This window comes from Acinetobacter sp., from assembly GCF_039596015.1.
Taxonomy (GTDB): Bacteria; Pseudomonadota; Gammaproteobacteria; order Pseudomonadales; family Moraxellaceae; genus Acinetobacter.
Map to the genome: position 1 here is coordinate 15,675 of NZ_JBCNKN010000003.1, position 23,308 is coordinate 38,982.

Annotated in this window: 17 protein-coding genes; 9 read left to right on the forward strand and 8 right to left on the reverse strand. The window is 39.5% G+C overall.

What is annotated here, in order from left to right:
• Positions 1-28: 28 nt before the first annotated feature.
• Entirely contained in the window at positions 29-1,510 is a 1,482-nt protein-coding gene (locus ABDV70_RS03680; protein ID WP_343595531.1) for an aldehyde dehydrogenase family protein, read from the reverse strand.
• Between the two features lie 618 nt (positions 1,511-2,128).
• On the opposite strand from ABDV70_RS03680, the gene ABDV70_RS03685 reads away from it, so the two are divergent.
• The 3 genes from ABDV70_RS03685 to ABDV70_RS03695 all read left to right on the forward strand — a co-directional run bounded on the left by ABDV70_RS03685 (position 2,129) and on the right by ABDV70_RS03695 (position 5,500).
• Positions 2,129-3,544, forward strand: coding sequence for an FAD-dependent oxidoreductase (locus tag ABDV70_RS03685; protein ID WP_343595532.1), 1,416 nt, complete (start codon positions 2,129-2,131; stop codon positions 3,542-3,544).
• Between the two features lie 267 nt (positions 3,545-3,811).
• Positions 3,812-4,540 (forward strand): Bax inhibitor-1/YccA family protein, encoded by a 729-nt coding sequence (locus ABDV70_RS03690; protein WP_343595533.1) that lies wholly within the window; start codon positions 3,812-3,814, stop codon positions 4,538-4,540.
• Positions 4,541-4,696: 156 nt separating this feature from the next.
• Positions 4,697-5,500 (forward strand): enoyl-ACP reductase, encoded by an 804-nt coding sequence (locus tag ABDV70_RS03695; protein ID WP_343595534.1) that lies wholly within the window; start codon positions 4,697-4,699, stop codon positions 5,498-5,500.
• Between the two features lie 56 nt (positions 5,501-5,556).
• On the opposite strand, the gene ABDV70_RS03700 is transcribed toward ABDV70_RS03695, so the two are convergent.
• The 7 genes from ABDV70_RS03700 to ABDV70_RS03730 form a co-directional block, all read right to left on the reverse strand.
• Positions 5,557-6,969: an efflux transporter outer membrane subunit gene (locus ABDV70_RS03700; protein ID WP_343595535.1), complete on the reverse strand. Its 1,413-nt coding sequence runs from the start codon at positions 6,967-6,969 to the stop codon at positions 5,557-5,559.
• A gap of 10 nt (positions 6,970-6,979) precedes the next feature.
• The gene (locus tag ABDV70_RS03705; protein WP_343595537.1) at positions 6,980-8,974 is read right to left on the reverse strand and encodes a MacB family efflux pump subunit; all 1,995 of its coding nucleotides are present in this window, start codon (positions 8,972-8,974) and stop codon (positions 6,980-6,982) included.
• A 1-nt stretch (position 8,975) separates the two neighbouring features.
• Positions 8,976-10,322, reverse strand: a complete 1,347-nt coding sequence (locus ABDV70_RS03710) for a MacA family efflux pump subunit (protein WP_343595941.1) — start codon at positions 10,320-10,322, stop codon at positions 8,976-8,978.
• A gap of 103 nt (positions 10,323-10,425) precedes the next feature.
• Positions 10,426-11,421, reverse strand: a complete 996-nt coding sequence (gene holA / locus ABDV70_RS03715) for a DNA polymerase III subunit delta (protein WP_343595538.1) — start codon at positions 11,419-11,421, stop codon at positions 10,426-10,428.
• A gap of 6 nt (positions 11,422-11,427) precedes the next feature.
• Positions 11,428-12,015, reverse strand: coding sequence for an LPS assembly lipoprotein LptE (gene lptE / locus ABDV70_RS03720; RefSeq protein ID WP_343595539.1), 588 nt, complete (start codon positions 12,013-12,015; stop codon positions 11,428-11,430).
• 63 nt (positions 12,016-12,078) lie between these two features.
• Complete coding sequence (leuS, locus tag ABDV70_RS03725; protein WP_343595540.1) at positions 12,079-14,703, reverse strand: leucine--tRNA ligase; 2,625 nt, start codon at positions 14,701-14,703, stop codon at positions 12,079-12,081.
• Positions 14,704-14,848: 145 nt separating this feature from the next.
• Positions 14,849-15,157, reverse strand: a complete 309-nt coding sequence (locus ABDV70_RS03730) for a DUF4124 domain-containing protein (RefSeq protein ID WP_343595943.1) — start codon at positions 15,155-15,157, stop codon at positions 14,849-14,851.
• Positions 15,158-15,639: 482 nt separating this feature from the next.
• Between ABDV70_RS03730 and ABDV70_RS03735 the strand changes: the two genes are divergently transcribed.
• The 6 genes from ABDV70_RS03735 (at position 15,640) to ABDV70_RS03760 (ending at position 23,306) form a co-directional block, all read left to right on the forward strand.
• Positions 15,640-17,364, forward strand: a complete 1,725-nt coding sequence (locus tag ABDV70_RS03735) for an acetolactate synthase 3 large subunit (protein ID WP_343595541.1) — start codon at positions 15,640-15,642, stop codon at positions 17,362-17,364.
• Positions 17,364-17,855, forward strand: coding sequence for an acetolactate synthase small subunit (ilvN, locus tag ABDV70_RS03740; protein ID WP_343595542.1), 492 nt, complete (start codon positions 17,364-17,366; stop codon positions 17,853-17,855). Before ABDV70_RS03735 ends, ilvN begins: the two co-directional genes overlap by 1 nt.
• Before the next feature lie 36 nt (positions 17,856-17,891).
• On the forward strand, positions 17,892-18,908 hold the full coding sequence (ilvC, locus tag ABDV70_RS03745) for a ketol-acid reductoisomerase (RefSeq protein WP_343595544.1): 1,017 nt from the start codon (positions 17,892-17,894) through the stop codon (positions 18,906-18,908).
• 779 nt (positions 18,909-19,687) lie between these two features.
• The gene (locus tag ABDV70_RS03750; protein ID WP_343595546.1) at positions 19,688-20,191 is read left to right on the forward strand and encodes a hypothetical protein; all 504 of its coding nucleotides are present in this window, start codon (positions 19,688-19,690) and stop codon (positions 20,189-20,191) included.
• A gap of 107 nt (positions 20,192-20,298) precedes the next feature.
• The gene (locus ABDV70_RS03755) at positions 20,299-21,003 is read left to right on the forward strand and encodes a fimbria/pilus periplasmic chaperone (RefSeq protein WP_343595548.1); all 705 of its coding nucleotides are present in this window, start codon (positions 20,299-20,301) and stop codon (positions 21,001-21,003) included.
• Positions 21,004-21,008: 5 nt separating this feature from the next.
• Positions 21,009-23,306, forward strand: coding sequence for a fimbria/pilus outer membrane usher protein (locus ABDV70_RS03760; protein ID WP_343595549.1), 2,298 nt, complete (start codon positions 21,009-21,011; stop codon positions 23,304-23,306).
• The last annotated feature ends 2 nt before the right edge of the window (positions 23,307-23,308 follow it).

Genomic DNA, 23,308 nt, shown 5'->3' on the forward strand with positions numbered 1-23,308 from the left:
TTATATCGAAAATAAAGCGAAAACCAGACTATTTGAGATACCAACCCCACGGTTCAGATGCATTGTAACTGGTGATTTGCTTTACTTCCAAGTAGTTTTCAAGTCCCCATTCTCCAAGTTCTCGCCCGATACCACTTTGTTTATAGCCACCCCAAGGTGCTTGAGTAAAGGTGGGTTGTGAGCAGTTAATCCAGAGAATTCCCGCACGTAAGGCACGAGCCACTCGGTTACAACGGGCAATATCTTTGGACATCACCGCACCAGCCAAACCAAAAATAGAACGGTTGGCACTTTCAACGGCTTCTTTTTCGGTTTTAAAAGGACGAATACTGACCACTGGGCCAAAAATCTCTTCATTCCAAAGCGGATGATTCTCTGGAACATCAGCAAAAATGGTCGGTTCAACAAAGTAACCTTTCTCAAAGCCATCAGGACATTTGCCACCCGTAATGAGAGGGACACCATCATCAATGCCGCGTTGGATGGCGTTTAGAACATGATTATATTGTTTTTGATTCACCAGAGGGCCAAGTTTAACATCCGCTTCCAAACCATTACCTATCTTGATGTTTTGTGCTTCTGTTTTGAGTCGACTTAGTAGCGCATCATAAATATCTTCATGAATCAGCACCCGAGAAGTTGCAGAGCAAACCTGCCCCTGATTCCAAAAAATCCCGAACATGATCCATTCCACAGCAGCTTCAAGGTCACTGTCCTCAAATACGATAAAACTAGATTTCCCACCCAGTTCTAGGCTGATGTTTTTAACCTGCTGTGCAGCACTTCGCATGATGTCCTTACCAACAGGGACGCTGCCTGTAAATGCGACTTTATCAATATCGGGATGTTCGGTTAATAGAGGGCCGATTTCGCTACCAATACCTGTCAAAATGTTGAGTACACCAGCTGGAAGTTGAATTTTTTCAGCAATTCGTCCCAGTTCAATGGCAGTGAGTGAAGTGGCTTCAGCAGGTTTTAAAATGAGAGTACAACCTGCGGCAAGTGCAGGTGCAACTTTCCATGCTGCCATGAGCAATGGATAGTTCCATGGAATAATTGCACAAGCAACACCGACAGGTTCTTTACGCGCCACGCTGCTAAAACGTGCATCGGGCAGGGCAATGTCTTGTTCGGTGTTTTGGTCGAGTTTTTCGGCTAAATCGGCATAAAAATCGAAGCAGTCGGCAGCATCATTAATGTCCCATTCGGCTTCGGGGTAGGGTTTGCCGTTGTCCAGAACTTCAAGTGTTGCGAGATGTTTTAGGTTGTTGCGGATTTCGGTGGCAATGGCATGTAAATAGGTTGCACGTTGTTTCCCTGTCAGTGTCGACCAAATACCGTGGTCAAAGGCCTGACGTGCAGCCTGAACTGCAAGCTCAACATCGGGCTGACCTGCTGCTGCAATGTGGGCAATGACGGTTTCATTGCTTGGGTCGATACTCTCAAATGTTTTATTGTGACTCGGTGCAGTCCATTGACCATTAATGAACAGTTTGTCATAACCTTGCATGCTATAAACCTTATTTTGATCTATATTTGATTTGAAAATACTATAAATATTTTTAGAGTTGTCATAAGTAATAATTTAAAAAATTATTTTATACAAGCGCTGATTCGCTTCTTATTCTAAGTAATGCAGATTTATAACCACATGGAGAAACCCTGATACAACACAAATAGCAGTTGAGCGGTGCATTTATTTCATCTATAGTGATCAAATAAAACGCACTGAATGTTATTTTATGGTGCAAAAATAAATGGTTTTTAAATCAAATAGGATGATTTTTACATTTTAAATATTGGCATAGGAATTGCTTGAATTAAGACATAAAAAATGGAGTTATTACTCGGCAAGTATAAAAATTTTTTCAGATTGAATTGATGTACATATCAAAATAATAATGGTCAATATGGAGGTGTATTCCATTTGAATTTCTTTTCTTTATCTATTTAAAATGATCTCTATCCGTTGCATGAAATCATTTATATTCTTTTTTTAAATATTTCTCGTAATTTAAACACTACAAACATCGTGACATTTCTTACCGCACTATATTTGGTTCTTCATTCGCACAATTCACTTTGAAATGATGAATCAAAAGTCGAATTAAAAAATTGGAGAATGCGTATGTTAAAGATAGATAAACCCCTAATTTTAGAAGATGTTGAATATAGGCCCAGTATTCATACCAAACTAGATAAAGAATGGAACTGGTTAAATCCAAAATGTGCAGAAATAGAGCAACCTGCAAATTATTATGAAAGTTCATTAAACGAGTGGCATTGTTTTGACACATTAACCACAGATCAGGAATGTGATGTAGTGGTGATCGGTGGTGGTTTACTAGGTTCATCGACAGCCCTACACTTGTCAGAGTTAGGTGTAGACACTATTTTGGTTGAAAAAAATCGGATTGGCAGTGCTGCTTCAGGTCGAAATGGCGGGCAATTAACTCCCGGTCTTGCACGTTGGGAAGCGGCTGAAATGCTGGACCACATGAGTGTTGCCGATGCTAAAAAACTATGGCGTTTTACTGCAAACGAAGCGATGGATCTGATTGATGAAATCAGTGATAAATATGATTTATCTTTAGATCGCAAGCGGGGACATATTACCGCAGCCGTTCACGAAGGGCATTTGATTGCACTCACGCAAGGTGCTGATGCTCGGAAATTTTTAGGTGAAGACCATACCAAAATTATTGGTCAACATGAAATCCATAATTATGTAAATAGTGAGGCGTATCATGGCGGGTTAATGGATGGTTTAGGCGGACAAATTCACCCATTGGCACTGACACGTGGTTTAATTTATGGCTTCTATCAAAATGGCGGCAAAGTTTTTGAGCAGACAGAAGTTATAGAATTAAAAACGCAGGCAAATGGTGTTTATGTCAAAACAACACATGGGGTGATTAAAGCCCGTAAGAGCGTCGTTTTGGCTGTGCATCATGCCTCGTTTAAGTTGTTAGAGTCGCATAATCACACGACTATTCCATTGTTTACCTATGTCTGTACAACATCGCCTTTAGAGGTCGATTTAAAAGAACTGATTCCATCTGATGATGCGATTTACGATACGCAATTTGCGCTCGATTTTTATCGGGGTGTGTCTAAAAACCGCTTGCTGTTTGGTGGAGAAGGAACAGGAACCTGTTGGAATGAACATAAGGCGTATCAATATTTATTAGGTCGGATTCATCATGTGTTTCCACAACTCAAATCAGTCGATTTAGACTTTGTTTGGAGTGGTGAAACGGATTTAACCTATAACGGTGCAACCGATTGTCGTAAATTTGGCGAGAAATATCCTGTTTATGCGGTTCATGGTTGGAGTGGGCATGGTGTTGCTCAAACGGTGCGGATTGGAAAAGCCATTGCACATGACTTTATTGGTGTTTCACATGACTATGAAATGCTGACGAAAATTCCACATAAGGATATTTTATTTGGTCGTGAATTGGCACCATTTGCGATTCCGCTTGCAAAAAGTGCTTATGAAATTAATGCCTTTTTTAATCCTGCAAAACTGATTTCATTTTAAAATTTTCTGAAGCAAAAAGGCTGGGGCTTAAATCATCAGCCTTTTGTGTTTTTGGTGTATACGCAACGTATTAAATGTGAGTTTGAATCAGGTTGCTTGGTGAAGATTGTAAAGAAAATTGAGACTGAAAGTGTTGTCATAAAAGCCATTAAGGCAAATTCAAAATAAAAATGCGTTACAAAATTATCAGTACAAGGCTATGCGCATTATGCTGAAAGCTTTAATATAAAAGCATTCATCCTAAATAAAAAAATGAGTTGATGAGCAATGCAAAGTAAAAATCCTATTTTAACCCGTGTGGAAACATACGCGGATATTCAGCACCCGATGACTGTTCAAGGGACTGTTCAAAAGTCAGTTATGCTTACCGTGATTGCAGCCGTTGTTGGGCTTGCAGTCTTTTTCTATACCGCATTGACTGCAAATGTCGGATTTGCCTATGCGGCAAGTATGGTTGGTATGTTTGGCGGTATTATTTTAGCCATGATTACCGTATTTAAACCGCAAACCGCACGGGCACTGGCAATTCCTTATGCGTTATTTGAAGGTGCATTTCTGGGTGGTATTTCTTTTGTTTTCCAAATGAAATATCCAGGTGCGCCGTTACAGGCTTTGTTGGCCACTTTCGTGACCAGTTTTGTGTTATTCGGTTTATATAAATATCGCATTATTCGTGCCACTGAAAAATTCAAAGCGGTGGTGATGTCTGCCACTATCGCCATTGCGATTGTTTTTGTTGTGCAAATTGTGATGCAGCTACTGTTTGCTTCAAGCATTCCTTATATCTTTGAAAGCAACTGGTTAGGTTTAGGTTTGGCAGCATTTGTTGCGGTGATTGCATCACTGAACCTGATTTTAGACTTTGATGTCATTGAAAACGCAGCGATGCAACATGCGCCACAAAGTTTTGAATGGACATGTGCCATTTCATTACTTGCAACTTTGGTGTGGATGTATATCTCTTTCTTACGCTTGATTGGTCTGATTCGTGACTAATCTGGCTTAAACCACGTTATTATTAAAATCGTGTCAGATCTGGCGCGATTTTTTATATCAGTACCCTTTAAAATTGTAAAAAAGGCGCATTATGCAATTTCTAAAAGTTTCAAGAATTGGCATTATGCATCTTATATTTTGGCTGAGAGACAATTCATGGCACAAGGATTATTAGCAGGTAAACGCTTTTTGGTTGCGGGTATCGCAAGTAAATTATCAATTGCATTTGGTATTGCGCAAGCTTTACACCGTGAAGGTGCAGAGTTGGCATTTACCTACCCAAATGAAAAATTAAAAAAACGTGTAGATGACTTTGCTGCACAATTTGACTCAACGTTGGTGTTTCCTTGTGATGTTGCAGTAGATGCTGAAATTGACAATGCATTTGCTGAATTGGCAAAACATTGGGATGGTCTTGACGGCGTGATTCACTCAATTGGTTTTGCACCTGCACATACCTTAGATGGTGACTTTACTGATGTTACAGACCGTGAAGGTTTCCGTGTTGCACATGACATTAGTGCGTATAGCTTTATTGCGATGGCACGCGCAGCAAAACCTTTATTACAAGCACGTCAAGGTTGTTTATTGACACTGAGCTATCAAGGTTCTGAACGTGTTATGCCAAACTATAATGTTATGGGTATGGCAAAAGCATCGTTAGAAGCAGGTGTTCGTTACTTGGCTTCAAGCTTGGGTGCAGAAGGTATCCGTGTGAATGCGATTTCAGCAGGTCCAATCCGTACTTTGGCTGCATCTGGAATTAAATCTTTCCGTAAAATGTTAGATGCCAACGAAAAGATTTCTCCATTAAAACGTAATGTAACGATTGAAGAAGTAGGTAATGCAGCATTGTTCCTTTGCTCGCCTTGGGCTTCAGGGATTACAGGCGAAATTATGTATGTCGACGCTGGCTTTAACACCGTTGGTATGAGCGAATCAATGATGGGTGAAGACTAATCATCTTTATTATTGCTCAAAAAACGACCTTTTTAGGTCGTTTTTTATTGGGTGGTTTATTGTGGAAGATGCTGGATAGGAGAGCCTCCTAGTGCTTGCATCAGGGTCACATAGGCATTGTATTGGGTCTGTTTGGTGTTCACCAAGGATAAGCGGGCTGTTCGTGTGGTTTGTTGCTGATCAAGCAAAGTTTTTAATGGCACAGCACCATAACGATATTGTACCTGTACTAAGTTTTCAGCCTTTTGAGCAAGCTCAACATTGCGTTGTTGTAAGGTAACTTGCTTATCAAGTTCGGTTCGTGCAGACAGTGCATTCTCAACATCGGAAAACGCCTGATACAAACTTTGACGATATTCGATAATGGCTTTTTCATAATCCAGATGACTAATCGCGACATTCTTCTTCATATCGTTATATTGTAAAAAGGGCAAACTCAAGTTCGCACCTAAAGATAAAAGCGGGTTTTGGAGTAATTCAGTCAAAGAAGTACTGGCTGCACCCAAGCTACTGGTTAAACTAATCGAAGGATAATAGCTGGCTTTGGTTGCGTCTTGAGTTGCCAGTGCTTTTCGTAAGCGTAACTCACTGGCTTGCAAGTCAGGCCGACGGGATAAAATATTGGCAGGTAGGCCTGCGGCAATATGTGGCAGAGTCGCATTGGGGAACTGCTGTGGTTCTTGTAGTTGTAACTGTTGAAGCGGGATGTGTAGTAATACCGCAAGGGCAGAGCGGGTTTCAACCAGACTTTGTTGGGTTTGGCTTAAACTGGCTTTTTGGCTTTGTACCGCTTGCGCTGCCTGAGTCAGTTCCACACCAGACACAGCGCCTGTACGGTATTGTGATTGAACCAACGTATACAGTTTTTCAGAGGTCGCTAAACCTTGCTGTGCCGTAGTCAGGCTTTCATGCAGATAAGCCAATTGCCAGTACAATTTGGCAGTTGTTCCAATTAAAGTTTGTGCAGTGGCTTGTAGGTCTTGCTCTGAAGCCAGTGCTTCCCATTTTGCAGCTTCTGTTTGACGTGCCAGCTTTCCAAAAAGATCAAGGGTATAACTTACACCAACACTGGCAGAAAGCCCTTTGTCTGAACCATTTCCTGCGTTTAAATCAAATGCATGACCTGTGGAAAGGTTGGAGTTGGTACGCAAACCTTGTTGGTCAGCCGCCAGACCAGCCTGTAAGCGTGCCTGTTTTAAGGTCAGCCCCGCAACAGCCAGATCACTATTTTTCGCTAACACCTGCTGAACCAAAGCATTTAATGTCTGATCATTAAAGAGTGTCCACCATTGGTCAGCATCAACTTCGCTGAGAATTCTTGCAGCGCTACGATCATATTGAAAATGTTGAGGTGTTTGAATTTGAGGTGCTTGATATGGCGTTTTGATGACCGCAGCACATCCTACCAGTTGGCTACCTAAAAGCAACGAGATGGCAAGCGTATTCCATGAAAATGACGTGTTTGACATAAATAGATCCTTATTCTCGTGCAAGCGCAGTAACAGGGTCGAGTTTTGCGGCATTTTTGGCAGGTAAAAAGCCAAAGATCACCCCGATCAGTGTTGAGCAAACAAATGCGGCAACAATTGAAGTGGTCGAGTAGGCGACTGCAAAATTATTTCCTGCAAATTTATTGATGAGCTGACCTAACCCCAATGAAAGTAAAACCCCAAGTACGCCTCCAATAAGACAGACCAAAATGGCTTCAATCAAAAACTGTTGTAAAATATCACTTTGACGGGCACCAACTGCCATGCGTACCCCAATTTCTTGCGTTCGCTCGGTCACTGAAACCAGCATAATGTTCATGACCCCAATACCCCCAACAATCAGTGAGATAACGGCAATGGCTGAAACCAGTAATGTCATGGTACTTGTTGTTTTTTCAATGGTTTGTCGAATGCTGTCACTGTTCATGGTAAAAATATCTTGTGCACCATGGCGTTGTGTCAGTAAGTTTATAATTGCATTTTCAGCAGCACTGGTTGAATATTTATCATTAATTCGAACAATGATATTGCGGACATGACGTTGCCCAAGCATACGACTCATGACCGTGGTGTAAGGCATATATACGTTCAGCGTGCTATCTGCACCCATAGCACTGTTTTGTGGTTCGACAATACCAATAATACGAGCAGGAACATTACCTAATAAAATGACTTGACCAATCGGGCTGCGACCATCTGTAAAAAATTCATTTTGCGTATTGGTATCAATCACAACATCCTGAGCGCGATCATGTACACTTCGCTGGTCAAAACTTTGTCCACTTTTAAAGACCAAACCTTTCACATCAAAATAATCATTACTGACACCATTGATGGTTGCATTGGCTTCATTTTGTTGATACCGAATAATTCTGGAATTACCTACAATCGGGGACACAGCATTGACATAAGGTTGGGTTGCAAGTGCATCGGCATCGCTTGGAACCAGTGTTTTAAAGTTGGCAGTTTTAGAGTTATCACCAAAACCTTTTCCTTGAAACACGGTAATGGTATTGGTTCCTAAACCACTAATATTTTCCAGAATCTGTTTTTGAGAACCATTGCCAAGCGCAACAACGGTCACAACCGAGGCAATCCCGATAATAATACCGAGCATGGTCAAGAAAGTACGCATACGGTGCGCATTCATAGACAAAAGCGCCATCTGAAATGCTTCTGCAAGACGGTCTAGCATTGAACGCCATGCAGAAACACGTTTGCCTTTTTCCTGTTTATTTTGTAAAACAGTCGCTGCATCAGGATCTGCCTGAACAGGTTCGGATAACTGATCCTGAATATTCGGTCGGTCATCGGTGATCATTCCATCACGGATTTCGATAATACGGGTCGCATTTTTTGCAACTTGCATATCGTGTGTGACTAAAATAATGGTATGTCCCGCGGTATTGAGTTCACGTAAAATACGCATCACCTCTACACCGCTATGCGAGTCCAATGCACCTGTCGGTTCATCAGCAAGAATCACATCGCCACCGTTCATTAGCGCACGGGCAATCGACACACGTTGTTGTTGACCGCCTGAAAGTTGGCTGGGTCTGTTTAGGGTTTTTGTTCCTAAACCGAGTTCCGTCAAAAGAGCCGTTGCACGTTGTTTGCGTGCTGTGGGGGTCATCCCTGCATAAATAGCAGGGACTTCAACATTTCCTTCTGCGGACAGATCTCCCAATAGATGGTAGCGCTGAAAAATAAAGCCAAAATATTCACGACGTAACTGGGCCAGTTGGTCTGGTTGTAGTTTTTCAGTTTCCTGACCATTGATTTTATAGCTACCGTGGGTTGGACGATCTAAACACCCTAAAATATTCATGAGTGTCGATTTACCAGAACCCGACTGCCCGACAATTGCAACAAGCTCGCCTGCATAAATTGTCAGGTTGATATGCTTTAAAATTTGGACAGTACTATCACCAGCCGGAAACGCTTTGACTAAGTCACTGACTTCAAGTAAGGCTTGCTTCGTCATATTATATTCCCATCGGACCTGGACCACGGGGACGATTATTCTTGCTGGCTGTAGCTGCGGCTTTATCATGGCTATCGGCAATGATAACTTGATCGCCTTCTTTTAAGCCCGCAAGGACTTGGGCACTTATTCGGTTATTGAGCCCAATGAGAACCTGTTTAGGCTGGGCAGAACCATCGGCCTGTAAGACCCGAACGACGCTTAAACTTGCTTGTCCATTGGCAATAGCTTGTTTCTGTTCGGCATTAAGATTTAAACGCTCAAGTTTGGGAGTGTTTGGGTTTTGGTTATCTTGCTCACTTGGGGCAGAACTTGCTGCCTTTTTGTTCTGGTTTTGACGGTTTTGAGACTTCGCTGAACGAGAAGATACCGCAGAGGATGGGACAAGCAGGGCATTTTTTACATCATTTAGAACAATATAAACCTGAGCCGTCATGTCAATGCGTAATTTGCCATCATCATTAGGAACATCAAACAAAGCATTATAATAAATAGCCGAATTACTTGAGTTATTTGATGAGCTTGATGAATTATTATCACTTGAAATTGAGTCTGGAGCAGGCTCAATCTGACGCAAAGTTGCATAACGCCTGCGGTCATCGCCTAAGGTTGTAAAGTAGACTTTTTGTCCTTTTTCAACTTTCATAATATCTGCTTCACTGACCTGTGCCTTAATGGTCATATTTTGCAATTTAGCAATTTTGACAATGGTCGGTGCGCTTTGGTTGGCGTTTACGGTTTGACCTTCTTCAGTGACAATCGCAACGACAGTACCATCGATAGGCGCCACAATACGTGTATATCCAATATTGGTTTGTGCTGTAGATTTGGTGATTTTTGCAGATTCAATCTGTGCATCGAGTGCTTTAACCTGAGCCTGAGCAGTTTTAAAAGTCGCCTCTGCCGACTCTAAATCAGACTTGGAGGTCGCATCCTGTGCGAACATTTGTTGTTGTCGATGATAGGTTAATTGTGCTTCATTTAAACGTGCAATTTGCTGTAAACGCTGAGCTTCTAGGTTTTTAATATTGGCATCGGCGGTTTTAAAATTATTTTCTTGTGTAGTTGAGTCAATCTGGGCAATCAGTTGACCTTGTTTGACCTGATCTCCCAATTGTACATACATTTTTTTGACCTGACCTGAAACTTGGGCACCAACACTGACCAATTTGGTTGCATCTAAGGTTCCTGTTGCCAGAACGGTATTTTCTAAATCACCACGGCTGACGCTTTCGGTAATATATTGAGGTTGTTCTTGCTTGGGTTTCATGTAATACCAAGCGAGTGCTGCAAGTATGAGCAAAACAAGAATACTGACAGCCCATTTTAATGGTCTAATTTTCTGCAACATAGTAATAATCAGGATAGAAAAAGAACAAAGTCGCAGTATAAAAGTGAATTAAGAAAAAAACATGAATATTTATATTTGCGATAACGATTTTAAGGTAAATTTAATTTTTCATCTGAAACAAAGGTGCTTGACACAATTCCGCAATCGCCTGTAAGGATAATAATTCAGCATTTTCGCTTGAAATCCCTTTGATTGCAGCATCAATACGCAGTAATAAACTTGGCCATCCGAGTAATTGTTGCGGTGCTAGACGACGTAAAGCTTGTTGATATTGCTGGACTTTGGTTTTCCATATACCAAGTTGCAAGGCATTGTGCGGTTGCTCATAGAGCTGCATCAATAATCGCATCTCTTTACTGAGTGTCCAGAGAATCAGACTCATCGGTTCTCCAGTGGCTAACAGATATTGATAAATCTTCACTGCCGAAGCGAGGTCACCTTTGAGTAAATCATCACTCAGATCGTATAAACTGTAACGTGATTGATCCTGTAGGCACGCCTGAAGTTGTTCAGTTGTAATTTGTGAATGCTCAGAGAAGGTATCACTGACACGAATTAAACTGTTTTTAGCTGCGAGTAGGTTGTGTTCATGGTGTTCTAGCAACCATTGCCATGCTTCATTATCGAGTGAAATACCTAATTTTTCTGCTTCAACAGATAAGATTCGCTGGCGATCCTGTGGATAGGGTGCATTGAGAGAAACCAGTACAGCGTTGGCCTCTATGAGCTGAAAAAAAGCAGATTTTAAGCTTTGGTTATCCTGTTTGGGCATCACCACCACAAGAAGATTTTGCTCGTTATGCTGTAAATATTCTTTGAGTAATTTGAGCGCAGCTGCATCGGGCTTGATATTGCCGTGCGCTTCTATCGCCAGTTGTTGTGAGAACAGCGATAAGCTGTTGAGGGCATTAAAGACAGTTTTCCAGTCAGACACGCTTTGAATTTCGTAGCGCTGTCTTTCGATTCCCTGACTGTGCCAATATTGGCGTAAGCGGTCTAACAGGTTTTGTTCAAGTAGCGGTTCTTGACCTTGAAGCACCCATGCGCCTTGGGCATTTTCAATTCGCTTGAGTGCTTGCAGATAGTCAATTTTCATAAAATATTAAGGCGTATTTGTCGTGGTAGGTGCAACAGGCATTCTACTTTGAATTATAGGTAAACGATTGGTTGAAATCTGACGCGCCATTTGTTGTGCGACATCATCAATTAACACACCAATTAAATAATCTTGTTCATTATCATCGACGTTTACAGTGGCAACATTGTATTGATAACTTTTCACGCCTGAAATTGTACGTGGTTGAGTAACAGGGTTACCTTGGCTATCTTCAATCTGGAAAGTGACGTTAAGATGCAAAATGACTTCTGCAACACGACCACTTAGTTTTTGTCGACGGTAATCATAATTAATGACATGCAAAGTGTAGGCATCGCTAGCATTATCAAATTTAACGCCCGACCCTGCTAGGTAAAGCTTGAGTTTATTTTCAAGAGTATCTGCAAGCGGAATGTTATTGTTATTACTGTCTGTAATTGTTGTTGCATCAGAAGCCAAATTAAGTTTCATATGCTGATAGGCAATTGGACTGGCTGATGGATTTAGTCCTTTTAGATGAAAACCACAACCAACCAAGCCTGCACTTAGGCCTAGAGTTAACATGGCAGCAGCAATACGAGGGGCTAAGTGCATTAAAAAATCCTCTACAATAAAATCCCTCCTCGAAAAGAGGAGGAGACTCATTGAATAATAAAATTAAACAACCAAATTGACTAATTTATTTGGTACGACAATTTCTTTTTTCGTTGGACCCGTTAAGAATTGTTGTACGTCAGGTAAAGCTTTCGCTTGAGCCAATAAATCTTCTTTTGAAATATTAACACTTACTTCTAATTTACCACGAAGTTTACCGTTCACTTGTACCACAATTGTTTGTGTATTACGGGTCAAGGCAGACTCATCAACGCTTGGGAATTGCGTCGCTGTCATATCAATGCCAAATTGTGCAAGTAATGACTGGCTTAAATGCGGTGCAAATGGCGCAAGTAAGGTCAATAAAGTCACAATGGCTTCACGTGAAACAGCAGCGTCATGGTCTGACTGAACGTCAAATTTGGTAATGGCGTTTAGCAATTCCATTTGTGCCGCAATGGCTGTATTAAATGCATGGCGACGTTCAATATCATCACTGACTTTTGCAATGGTTTCATGAACCTTACGACGTAAGTCCTGTGCTTCTTTTGATAAGGTTGCAACGTCAATTGCTGTAGTGGCATTGCCTTTTTCAAGGAAGTTTGTGGTTAAACGCCAAACACGTTTCAAGAAACGGTTTGCACCTTCAACGCCTGCATCAGACCATTCTAGAGATTGATCTGGTGGTGCAGCGAACATCATGAAGACACGTGCAGTATCTGCACCGTATTGGTCGATAATGGCTTGAGGGTCAACGCCGTTATTTTTCGACTTCGACATTTTTTCTTGACCGCCAATGATCACTGCCTGACCATCTGCTTTGTATTTTGCAGAAATGATACGGCTTTTATCATCACGCTCTAGTTCAACATCGGCAGGGTTAAACCAAGTTTTTTTACCTGATTCATCTTCACGATAGAACGTATCTGCCAATACCATGCCTTGAGTCAATAGGTTTGTAAAAGGTTCATTGCCTTGAACAACACCTTCATCACGCATTAATTTATGGAAGAAACGTGCATAAAGTAAGTGAAGAATCGCATGTTCTACACCACCGATATATTGGTTGACTGGCAACCATGTTTGCGCAGCTTCTGGATTGATCATACCGTCAGTATAGTCAGGTGAAGCATAACGAGCATAGTACCAAGACGACTCAACGAAAGTATCTAAAGTGTCTGTTTCACGTTTTGCCGCTTTGCCACAGCATGGGCAAGTGGTTTCGTAGAACTCAGGCATTTTCGCTAACGGGTTGCCTGAACCATCAGGCACAACATCGGTTGGTAAAACCACAGGAAGTTGTTCTTCAGGAACGGTTACCTGACCACAATCTTCACAGTTGATCATTGGAATTGGACAACCCCAGTAACGCTGACGAGAAACACCCCAGTCACGTAAACGGAATTGAACTTTTTTAGTTGCCAAAGTTTGTGGTGCTAATTTTTCGATAAAGGCATCAAAAGCTTGCTGGAAGTTTAGACCGTCAAACTCACCTGAGTTGATCAAAGTCCCTTCTTTGCTGCCGTACCATTCTTGCCATGTTGTAGTATCAAAATCGGTATCGTCTGCTTTTTTAGCATCAATAACTTGTTTGATTGGCAAATTGAATTTGTTTGCAAACTCAAAATCACGTTCGTCATGGGCAGGTACAGCCATTACCGCACCAGAGCCGTAAGTCATTAGTACATAGTTGGCAATCCAGACTTCAACTTGCGCGCCTGTCACAGGATGTTTGACAAATAAACCTGTTGCACGGCCTTTTTTCTCGGCAGTTGCCAAATCCGCTTCGGCAACGGAACCGTGACGGCATTCTTCAATAAATGCATTTAATTCAGGCCGAAGCTCTGCTGCTTTTTTGGCTAATGGATGGTCTGCTGCAACTGCAACATAAGTTACACCCATTAATGTATCTGGACGAGTTGTGTAAACCACCAACGGATCTGCATAAATAGACGTATCGGCAGATGGGAACGTAATTTCCATCCCTTCAGAACGACCAATCCAGTTACGTTGCATGGTTAAGACTTGTTGAGGCCAACCATCTTTTAATTGTTCTAAATCGTCTAATAATTCTTGTGCATAATCGGTAATGCGGAAGTAATACATTGGGATATCGCGTTTTTCAACCAATGCACCTGAACGCCAGCCACGACCATCAACCACTTGTTCATTGGCCAATACAGTCTGATCCACAGGGTCCCAGTTAACTGTTGAAAGCTTACGATAAATTAAGCCTTTTTTATAAAGCTGAACAAATAACCACTGTTCCCAACGGTAGTATTCAGGCGTACATGTCGCAATTTCACGATCCCAGTCAATTGCCAAGCCTAAGCTTTTTAACTGATTACGCATGTAATCGATATTTTCAAATGTCCATTTTGCTGGTGCAACTTTATGGGCAATCGCGGCATTTTCTGCTGGAAGACCAAACGCATCCCAACCCATCGGTTGTAAAACCGTTTCACCTTTTAAACGATGAAAACGTGTGATGACATCACCAATAGTGTAGTTACGCACGTGACCCATGTGCAGTTTGCCACTTGGGTAAGGGAACATCGAGAGGATATAACGACGTTTACCTTCTACGGTGTCTGCAACTTTAAAGACTTTGCGATTATTCCAATCTTGTTGGACATGTGGTTCTATCGCACTGGCTTGATATTCTGGGTCAATGTGAGATGTAGTCATAAATGTAATTTGAAAACAGAGATAAATAGTAAAAGAGCATAGCGCAAAATACACCTAAAAGTGAATTTTGCGCACAAAATTCTAGTATGCCTTGCATTAAATGAAAAGCATCATCGGAAAAACATCGTAAATCGTGATGTTATCCTTAACGTGCAACAGGTTCAGAAGCACTACGTCCAGCGTTTACGTTGGTTGGTTCTGAATGTGTCGCTGATGTTTGCTTTGTCGCTGGTTCGGCTGCGTGTGGCTGAGTACTGTCTGGAGTGGCAGCACGGGGTACTGAACGATTTGCCCCATAAGTTTGAATTTTTCCTCGGTTTTGTACCCCTTTGGCTTTTGGTGGAGGAGTGGCTGTGTAATGAGTCGAGCCTTGAGCATCGACCCATTTATAATAATCTTTGGCAAAACTTGTTGCGTTCAGCCCAAACAAACTTATCCCCACGAAAAAAAGCATAGGTGCTTTGATCTTCATGCTTATTCCTTCAACATTGTTATATAAATAAATACAATTTTTTATTTTAACCTGATCTAGATTGAAAACCTATGAAACATGATTATTTTTATGATGGGAATTTCCCTGAATTAACATAATGATGATAATAAAAAATATTGATTTCTTAAAAAGTACATAGAAGTCTTGACAATTAATAACGAAACAACAAAAATGCTAACTCATTTATCTGATCACCCTTCGGATAACTGATAATCGCTGCAATAGGCATATGGCTCTAGCCGAGTCGATATGTTTTGCTATAGATATGTTTATCCCAACATATTTATTTTTGAATACACCAATTTAACAGCCTGCACTGCTGTGGTGTTATTTTTTCCTATTGCAGACCGAAAGCGTTAAATTGTGCTATAACAGCATAGTTGTATGAAACTAAAGGTTATGGATGTCTCCCATCACATAACACAAGACTAGGGTGAATCACGTTGGAACTTTTATCAGGTGGTGAAATGCTCGTTCGTGCCCTTGCGGACGAGGGTGTTGAGCATGTTTTTGGATATCCCGGTGGTGCTGTACTGCACATCTACGATGCACTGTTTAAACAAGATAAAATAGAGCATTATCTCGTTCGTCACGAACAAGCAGCTGGGCACATGGCCGATGCTTATTCACGTGTGACAGGCAAAACAGGTGTCGTTTTAGTGACATCTGGTCCTGGTGCAACCAATACCGTAACAGCGATTGCAACTGCATATATGGATTCAATTCCTATGGTTGTTTTATCGGGTCAGGTTGCCTCTCACTTAATTGGCGAAGATGCTTTCCAAGAAACAGATATGGTGGGTGTATCCCGTCCAATTGTGAAACATAGTTTCCAAGTCCGCCACGCAAGCGAAATTCCTGCCATTATTAAAAAAGCATTTTATATTGCAGCAAGTGGTCGTCCAGGCCCTGTTGTGGTTGATATTCCAAAAGATACAACCAATCCTGCGGAAAAATTTGCCTACGAATACCCAGAAAAAGTGAAGATGCGTTCGTATCAACCACCGTATCGAGGTCATTCGGGGCAAATTCGCAAAGCTGTTGATGAATTAATTAATGCTAAACGCCCTGTAATTTATAGCGGTGGTGGTGTTGTTCAGGGAAATGCATCTGCATTATTAACTGAGCTTGCACACTTATTAAATTATCCGGTGACCAATACATTGATGGGCTTGGGTGGTTTCCCAGGAACAGATCCACAGTTTATTGGTATGCTTGGTATGCACGGCTGCTACGAAGCCAATATGGCAATGCATAATGCCGATGTGATTTTTGCAGTTGGTGCGCGTTTTGATGACCGTGTGACCAATAGCCCTGCAAAATTCTGTCCAAATGCAAAAGTCATTCATATTGATATTGACCCCGCAGCGATTTCAAAAACCATTTCAGCGCATATCCCAATTGTGGGTGCAGTTGAGCCTGTGTTACAGGAAATGTTGGCACAATTGAAACAGTTAAATGTCTCTAAGCCAAATCCTGAAGCGATGGCAAGTTGGTGGGATCAAATCAATGAATGGCGTAAAGTACATGGTTTACGCTATGAACCTGCAACCGATGGTGGTATGAAGCCTCAACAAGTTGTTGAAGCGATTTATAAAGCAACCAACGGTAAAGCGATTGTGACCTCTGATGTGGGTCAGCACCAAATGTTTGCTGCCTTGTATTATAAATACGATGAGCCTCGTCAATGGGTGAACTCAGGTGGCTTGGGTACAATGGGGGTTGGTTTACCGTATGCGATGGCGGCTAAACTTGCAAAACCTGAGCGTGACGTTGTTTGCGTGACTGGTGAAGCATCAATCCAAATGTGTATTCAAGAGCTTTCAACGTGCAAGCAATATGGATTGAATGTCAAAATCTTATGCTTAAATAACCGTGCGTTGGGAATGGTGAAACAATGGCAAGACATGAACTATGAAGGACGTCATTCGAGTTCGTATGTAGAATCATTGCCTGATTTTCCTAAACTCATGGAAGCTTATGGTCACGTGGGAATTGAAATTAAACATGCCGATGAGTTAGAAGCCAAAATTGCTGAGGCAATGGCGATTAAAGACAAGTGTGTGTTTATTAATGTGATGACAGATCGCTCAGAACATGTTTATCCAATGCAGATTGCAGGACAATCTATGCAAGATATGTGGTTAAGCAAAGGAGAGCGTAACTAATGCGTCATATTATTTCTGTACTTATTGAAAATGAATCTGGAGCGTTATCACGCTTGGTCGGATTGTTTAGTCAACGTGGCTATAACATTGAATCATTGAATGTTGCGCCTACAGAAGATGCGACTTTATCACGTTTAACTTTAAGCACTTATGGTGATGATCATAAAATTGAGCAAATCACCAAACAACTGAATAAATTGGTTGAAGTGGTTAAAGTGGTCGATTTAACCGAAGGCACACACATTGAGCGTGAATTAATGCTCATTAAAGTGAAAGCATCGGGTAGTGCGCGTGATGAAATTAAACGTACTGCTGATATTTTCCGTGCATCTATTGTCGATGTAACACCAACAACATATACCATTCAGATTACTGGTACGACTGAAAAACTGGATGGTTTTATTGATGCACTTGCTGAAAATACGATTTTGGAAGTGGTGCGTTCTGGTGTGTCAGGCATTGCACGTGGCGAAAAAGTTTTAACTGTATAACTGGATTTTTAGAAAGAATTTTACTGGAGACAACAAATGCAAATTTTTTACGATAAAGACTGTGATTTATCAATTATCCAAGGCAAAAAAGTAGCAATTATTGGTTATGGTTCGCAAGGTCACGCACATGCGCTTAACCTAAAAGATTCAGGTGTAGACGTAACTGTTGGCTTACGTGCAAACTCTACTTCTTGGAAAAAAGCTGAAAATTCAGGTCTAAAAGTTGCAGAAGTACCAGCAGCAGTTCAAGGTGCAGACCTTGTTATGATCTTGACACCAGATGAATTTCAAGCGCAACTTTATCGTGATGTGATTGAACCAAACATTAAAGAAGGTGCAACTTTAGCATTTGCACATGGTTTCTCTATTCTTTACAACCAAGTTGTACCACGTAAAGACTTAGACGTAATTATGGTTGCACCAAAAGCACCAGGTCATACTGTACGTTCTGAATTCCAACGTGGTTCAGGTGTTCCAGACCTTATCGCTGTTCATCAAGATGCATCTGGTAACGCCCGTAATGTTGCATTGTCTTATGCTTCTGGCGTGGGTGGTGGTCGTACAGGTATCATCGAAACATCGTTCCGTGAAGAAACTGAAACTGACTTGTTCGGTGAACAAGCAGTACTTTGTGGTGGTGCGGTAGAGCTTGTAAAAATGGGCTTCGAAACTTTGGTTGAAGCAGGTTATGCACCTGAAATGGCGTATTTCGAATGTCTACACGAACTTAAATTGATCGTGGATTTGATGTTTGAAGGTGGTATTGCAGACATGAACTATTCAGTATCAAACAATGCTGAATATGGCGAATACGTAACTGGCGTTGAAGTCATCAATGACCAATCACGTGAAGCAATGCGCAATGCGTTGAAACGTATCCAATCTGGTGAATATGCAAAAATGTTCATTCAAGAAGGTGCGTTAAACTATCCTTCAATGACTGCACGTCGTCGTCAAAATGCTGCGCATGGTATTGAAGTAACAGGTGGTAAGTTACGTGCGATGATGCCTTGGATCAAAGCAAACAAAATTATCGATAAAGATAAGAACTAACTTATCTTTCTTGCCTGAAGCGTGCGTTAGCTGGGGAAAACTCAGCTCTTGCACTCGGGCAGAGCGTTGCTCTGCTAGTCCTCGCTCATACCTTGGATCAAAGCAAACAAAATTATCGATAAAGATAAGAACTAATTTTATCTAAATCAAAAAAAAGCCCATTATGATAATGGGTTTTTTTATGGCACTATTTTTATGACGTAATTGAGTAAAAAACATAAAAATACAAGAACCTAGAAGAACATAGATTTCTGCTGTTAAATTTATAATTATTCATTTCTATGTCGGAAAAAGTGAAAATTCACGTAAAATTAAAGAGAATTATTATATAAATTGTGAAATACGTGAAAAGTGAACTAATTTTTTGAAATTTATTTGATCAATAGTAACTTTAAAATAAAAAAAGAGTAAAAAATGAATGAAATGTAACAAGACTTGATAATCAGCCATATTAAGTAGTTTAGATAAGTTATTCATATATATCATTAAAATAAAAAAAGAAGAAATGTAAAGTATTGATCTTTTTTGAATAAAAACTAAAGAGGTATAACTATTTGATATGTAAAAAATAAAAAATTTAAAAAACAATAAGTTACAAGATCATTTTTCTAGATATTTTAAAAAGTGTGATTTGTATCATGTTTTTGATAAAAATAATGATTTATATAACAATATATTTGCAGTAATCATCATGTATCACTAAAAAGTTCTATATGAAGATGAATGCAAATAACAATATCAAATCTTTTTGGAATAAAAAAGGGAACGGGAGAATCATTATGAATATCATGATTAAAACAGCATTATCAGTTGCCGCTTTCACTGCATTTATGGGTATCGCTCATGCAGATGGTGGTGATAAAAAACCTGTGCCACAAGGTTGTACCGAGTTATGTAAATCTGCAGCAATTCCAATTCAACTTACTGTACCTAAAATCTGTGACTTAAAATTAGGTGCATCATCAATTACGCTAAATAATGCTGGACAAGGTTCTGGCACTTTCCAAGTTGGTGCAAATGCGCCATATCAATTACTTGTCTATACAGATAACCAGACTTCTGGAATAAATACTTCTGTTCTGAAAAATGGTAACAACACAATTGCGACTTCTGTGACAACAAATGGGCCTGATAATTTAACTTTAGGTACTTTAAAATCAGAAGCGGCAACACTGAATAATTTGAGTACTTATACTGTAAATGTAGCAACAACAGAAAGTTTTGGTATTAATAAACCAGCTGGTGTCTACACAGATACATATCGTATTCAAGTTTACTTCTAAAAATAAATGGCTCTATATATTTTATATGGAGCCATTTTCATTGATGTATCTGATGAATAAAAATAATTCTAATAAGCATACTTTTAAGTTAAACAAGGAATGTAACCATGAAAAAGTTAAGCCTTATATTATTACTTTTAACAGGATTTCAAGTGACATGGGCGGGGCTGAGTATAAGCCCGATTCAGTTATACATTGATAAAAAGCAACAGCGAAGTACCACGGTTACACTGACATCTAAAGAGTTGCCAGAGGCAAAAATATTTGAAGCTTCGGCAGTAAAATGGACGCAGAATGAAAAAGGAGAAGATGTTTTAAATCCTGTTTCAGATATTATTATTAACCCTAAAAACTTTATTATTAAACCAGAATCTTCACAAATTGTGCGAGTTGGTTTTCCAAAAATGCCTGATATGGATACTCAGGAAGGTGCATGGCGTATTGTTTTTACAGAAGTTACACCTGTAAATAAAGATGTAGACTCGGTCAGTTTTTTACTGAATATCTCGGTTCCTGTTTTTGTTGGAAAACAAGCCCCTATTGATTTGAAAATTACACCTGTTACTCGTTCAGGCAGTACGTTTTTAAATCTTCAAAATAATGCAAATTCTCATATACAGATTTTTAAAATATCTATTATTGATGGAAATAAAAAAGAAATTGCAAATAATTCAAAAATGAAATATTTGTTGGCGAAAAAAAGTGACCAATTTGATTTGGGTCATTTGAATATTAAAGATTGGCATAAATATAAAATTTTAATTAAAACAGATAAAAATGAAAATCCTTTTGAATTTCATGTTCAGGAGTGATGGTCATGAAAAGAAAAGTCATTTTGGTTTTTAATAGCCTTCTCCTTTATTCTTGGTTGCAAACAGCTATGGCTGCTGATGAACCTATTTTAAGTGAGATATGGCTCAATGGGTTAGATCAGAACAAGGAAGCTTTATTACTAAAAGAAGGTGAGCTTTTTTATATTGAATGCGATGTCGTTAAAAGCTTGGGTCTTAAAGTTGAATTATTTGATAAAAACTCAAAACAAACACAATACTGTCTTATTTCAAATAAAAAAATCCATGCCAATCTTGATTCTGCATTGCAAGCCATCAAAATTAATGTACCCGCAGAGTATTTTGATGGATATGCTCAGCAGGATAAGCTGCCTTTACCAACAAGAGCAGCATTAGGTGCATTCTTAAATTATGATTTTTATTTTGATAAATATAAAGATAATCACGAGTTTAATAATTTCTATGAACTAGGTGTTTTTAAAGACTATTGGTTATTTAAAAATGCAGTTATATATCGGGATAATCCAACACAAGGGAAATCTTTGGTACGTTTAAATAGTCAGTTTTCAATTGATTTTCCAAGTCATTTTTCTCGTTTAGTGATAGGTGATAATACATCTGTTTATAACACGTTAATGAGTTCATTTCGTTTTGGTGGGCTGAGTTATGGAACGAATTATACAGAACGGCCAGATTTTATTTATTGGAATGCACCAATATTAAAAGGAAGTGCACTTGTACCTTCCATGATTGACTTATATGTCAATGGCACAAGTATTTATCGGCAAAAAGTAACGCCTGGTGATTATAACTTGCAAACAGGGGCATTAATTCAACAATCTGGTACAGCCCAAATTGTTGTGGAAGATATTTTTGGTAATCGTAGTGTGCAAACTTTTCCAGTTTATGTAAATAACCAACTGCTTAAAGTTGGCTTAAATGAATATAATTTTTCTTTAGGGAAAATTAGATATAACTATGATTATAACAGTTCGGACTATCGGGATTTTTTTTCAAGTTTTTATTTTAGGCGCGGTATCACACAGCAAACAACATTGGGCGTTAATGGTGCATATAGTCGAGATATTCAAAATCTGGGACTCATGTGGACACAGGCAATAAGTCGGTATGCATTGGTTGATTTTTCTGCAATGGGGAGTCATGCCAATAGTGGAAACGGTTATTCGATAGGTGCGTCTATCAGTCAAAATTTTAAACGCTTTTCGATGGGTGTAAGTAGTAAATATGCTTCAAAGCAATTTCAGACACTCGGCTATAGTGATGAAGTCAGTATTCCAAAAATAGATAACTTGGCATACTTTAGTATGTATAAAATTCCTTTTTTTGATAGCATTAATTTTAATTATTTGGATAGACGCTATTATCCTAATCAAGTAAATACATTACCCAATAGAAAATTATTAAATGTTGGTTTAACTAAGCAGATTTCTCCAAGATTATCCTTATCGATTAATTATTTTAAAGATTTTGGTGATAATCCTGATACAGGAGCTTATTTTTCTCTGAGTTATAATTTTGATCAAAATAAAGCTGTTTATGTATCACAATCTACAGATAGTAGTACTCGAGTAAATTTTGTTAGAAGTTCTATTGAACAAAATGGATTTGATTATTCATTGGGTGTTAATCGGGTGGGTGGTCAAATGGATTATAATGCTTATGGATTATATAAAACATCTGTTGGTGATTTTGGTATTCAGCATGATCAACAAAAAGATTATTATGATACACAATTAAGTTATAAAGGTGCTTTGGTTTGGTTAAATAATCAGTTTAGCTTTACCAAGTCAGTAGATAATGCATTTGCTTTGGTGAAAGTAGGGGATTATAAAGATATTGACGTCTTTAGATCTTTATCTCCTGTGGGTAAAACTGGAGAAAATGGCTATTTCTTTGTACATAATATTATTCCATATGTCACTTATGATGTTTCATTTGATCAGGATCAAATCCCGATTGAAGATAAAATAAATACTGCAAATCAGAAACTGATTGCACTGAATCAGCGAGGTTATTTCCTGAATTATCCGATTTTCCATACACAACAACGAGTGGTGAAATTGGTAGATGCTCAGCAAAAAACTTTTGAACGAGGGACTGAAGTGTATATCAATGATCATGAGGATGAGCCTTATCCTATTGATAAAGATGGGCTGGTTTATCTTTATGGTTTAGTGCCAAACCATTACACGTTATCAATTAAGAAAGATGGAAAAGTTTTTTGTCGTAGCGATTTTAATGTGTCTGCAACCTCGGCAGATACCAGTCAAGACCAACAAACTGTAACTTCAGTTTGCCAATAAAG

What these genes read in the sequence shown, in the direction of transcription:
- ABDV70_RS03680 (WP_343595531.1), bottom strand. Translation starts at nt 1,510, where the DNA reads ATGCAAGGTTATGACAAACTGTTCATTAATGGTCAATGGACTGCACCG.
- ABDV70_RS03685 (WP_343595532.1), top strand. Translation starts at nt 2,129, where the DNA reads ATGTTAAAGATAGATAAACCCCTAATTTTAGAAGATGTTGAATATAGG.
- ABDV70_RS03690 (WP_343595533.1), top strand. Translation starts at nt 3,812, where the DNA reads ATGCAAAGTAAAAATCCTATTTTAACCCGTGTGGAAACATACGCGGAT.
- ABDV70_RS03695 (WP_343595534.1), top strand. Translation starts at nt 4,697, where the DNA reads ATGGCACAAGGATTATTAGCAGGTAAACGCTTTTTGGTTGCGGGTATC.
- ABDV70_RS03700 (WP_343595535.1), bottom strand. Translation starts at nt 6,969, where the DNA reads ATGTCAAACACGTCATTTTCATGGAATACGCTTGCCATCTCGTTGCTT.
- ABDV70_RS03705 (WP_343595537.1), bottom strand. Translation starts at nt 8,974, where the DNA reads ATGACGAAGCAAGCCTTACTTGAAGTCAGTGACTTAGTCAAAGCGTTT.
- holA (WP_343595538.1), bottom strand. Translation starts at nt 11,421, where the DNA reads ATGAAAATTGACTATCTGCAAGCACTCAAGCGAATTGAAAATGCCCAA.
- lptE (WP_343595539.1), bottom strand. Translation starts at nt 12,015, where the DNA reads ATGCACTTAGCCCCTCGTATTGCTGCTGCCATGTTAACTCTAGGCCTA.
- leuS (WP_343595540.1), bottom strand. Translation starts at nt 14,703, where the DNA reads ATGACTACATCTCACATTGACCCAGAATATCAAGCCAGTGCGATAGAA.
- ABDV70_RS03730 (WP_343595943.1), bottom strand. Translation starts at nt 15,157, where the DNA reads ATGCTTTTTTTCGTGGGGATAAGTTTGTTTGGGCTGAACGCAACAAGT.
- ilvN (WP_343595542.1), top strand. Translation starts at nt 17,364, where the DNA reads ATGCGTCATATTATTTCTGTACTTATTGAAAATGAATCTGGAGCGTTA.
- ilvC (WP_343595544.1), top strand. Translation starts at nt 17,892, where the DNA reads ATGCAAATTTTTTACGATAAAGACTGTGATTTATCAATTATCCAAGGC.
- ABDV70_RS03750 (WP_343595546.1), top strand. Translation starts at nt 19,688, where the DNA reads ATGAATATCATGATTAAAACAGCATTATCAGTTGCCGCTTTCACTGCA.
- ABDV70_RS03755 (WP_343595548.1), top strand. Translation starts at nt 20,299, where the DNA reads ATGAAAAAGTTAAGCCTTATATTATTACTTTTAACAGGATTTCAAGTG.
- ABDV70_RS03760 (WP_343595549.1), top strand. Translation starts at nt 21,009, where the DNA reads ATGAAAAGAAAAGTCATTTTGGTTTTTAATAGCCTTCTCCTTTATTCT.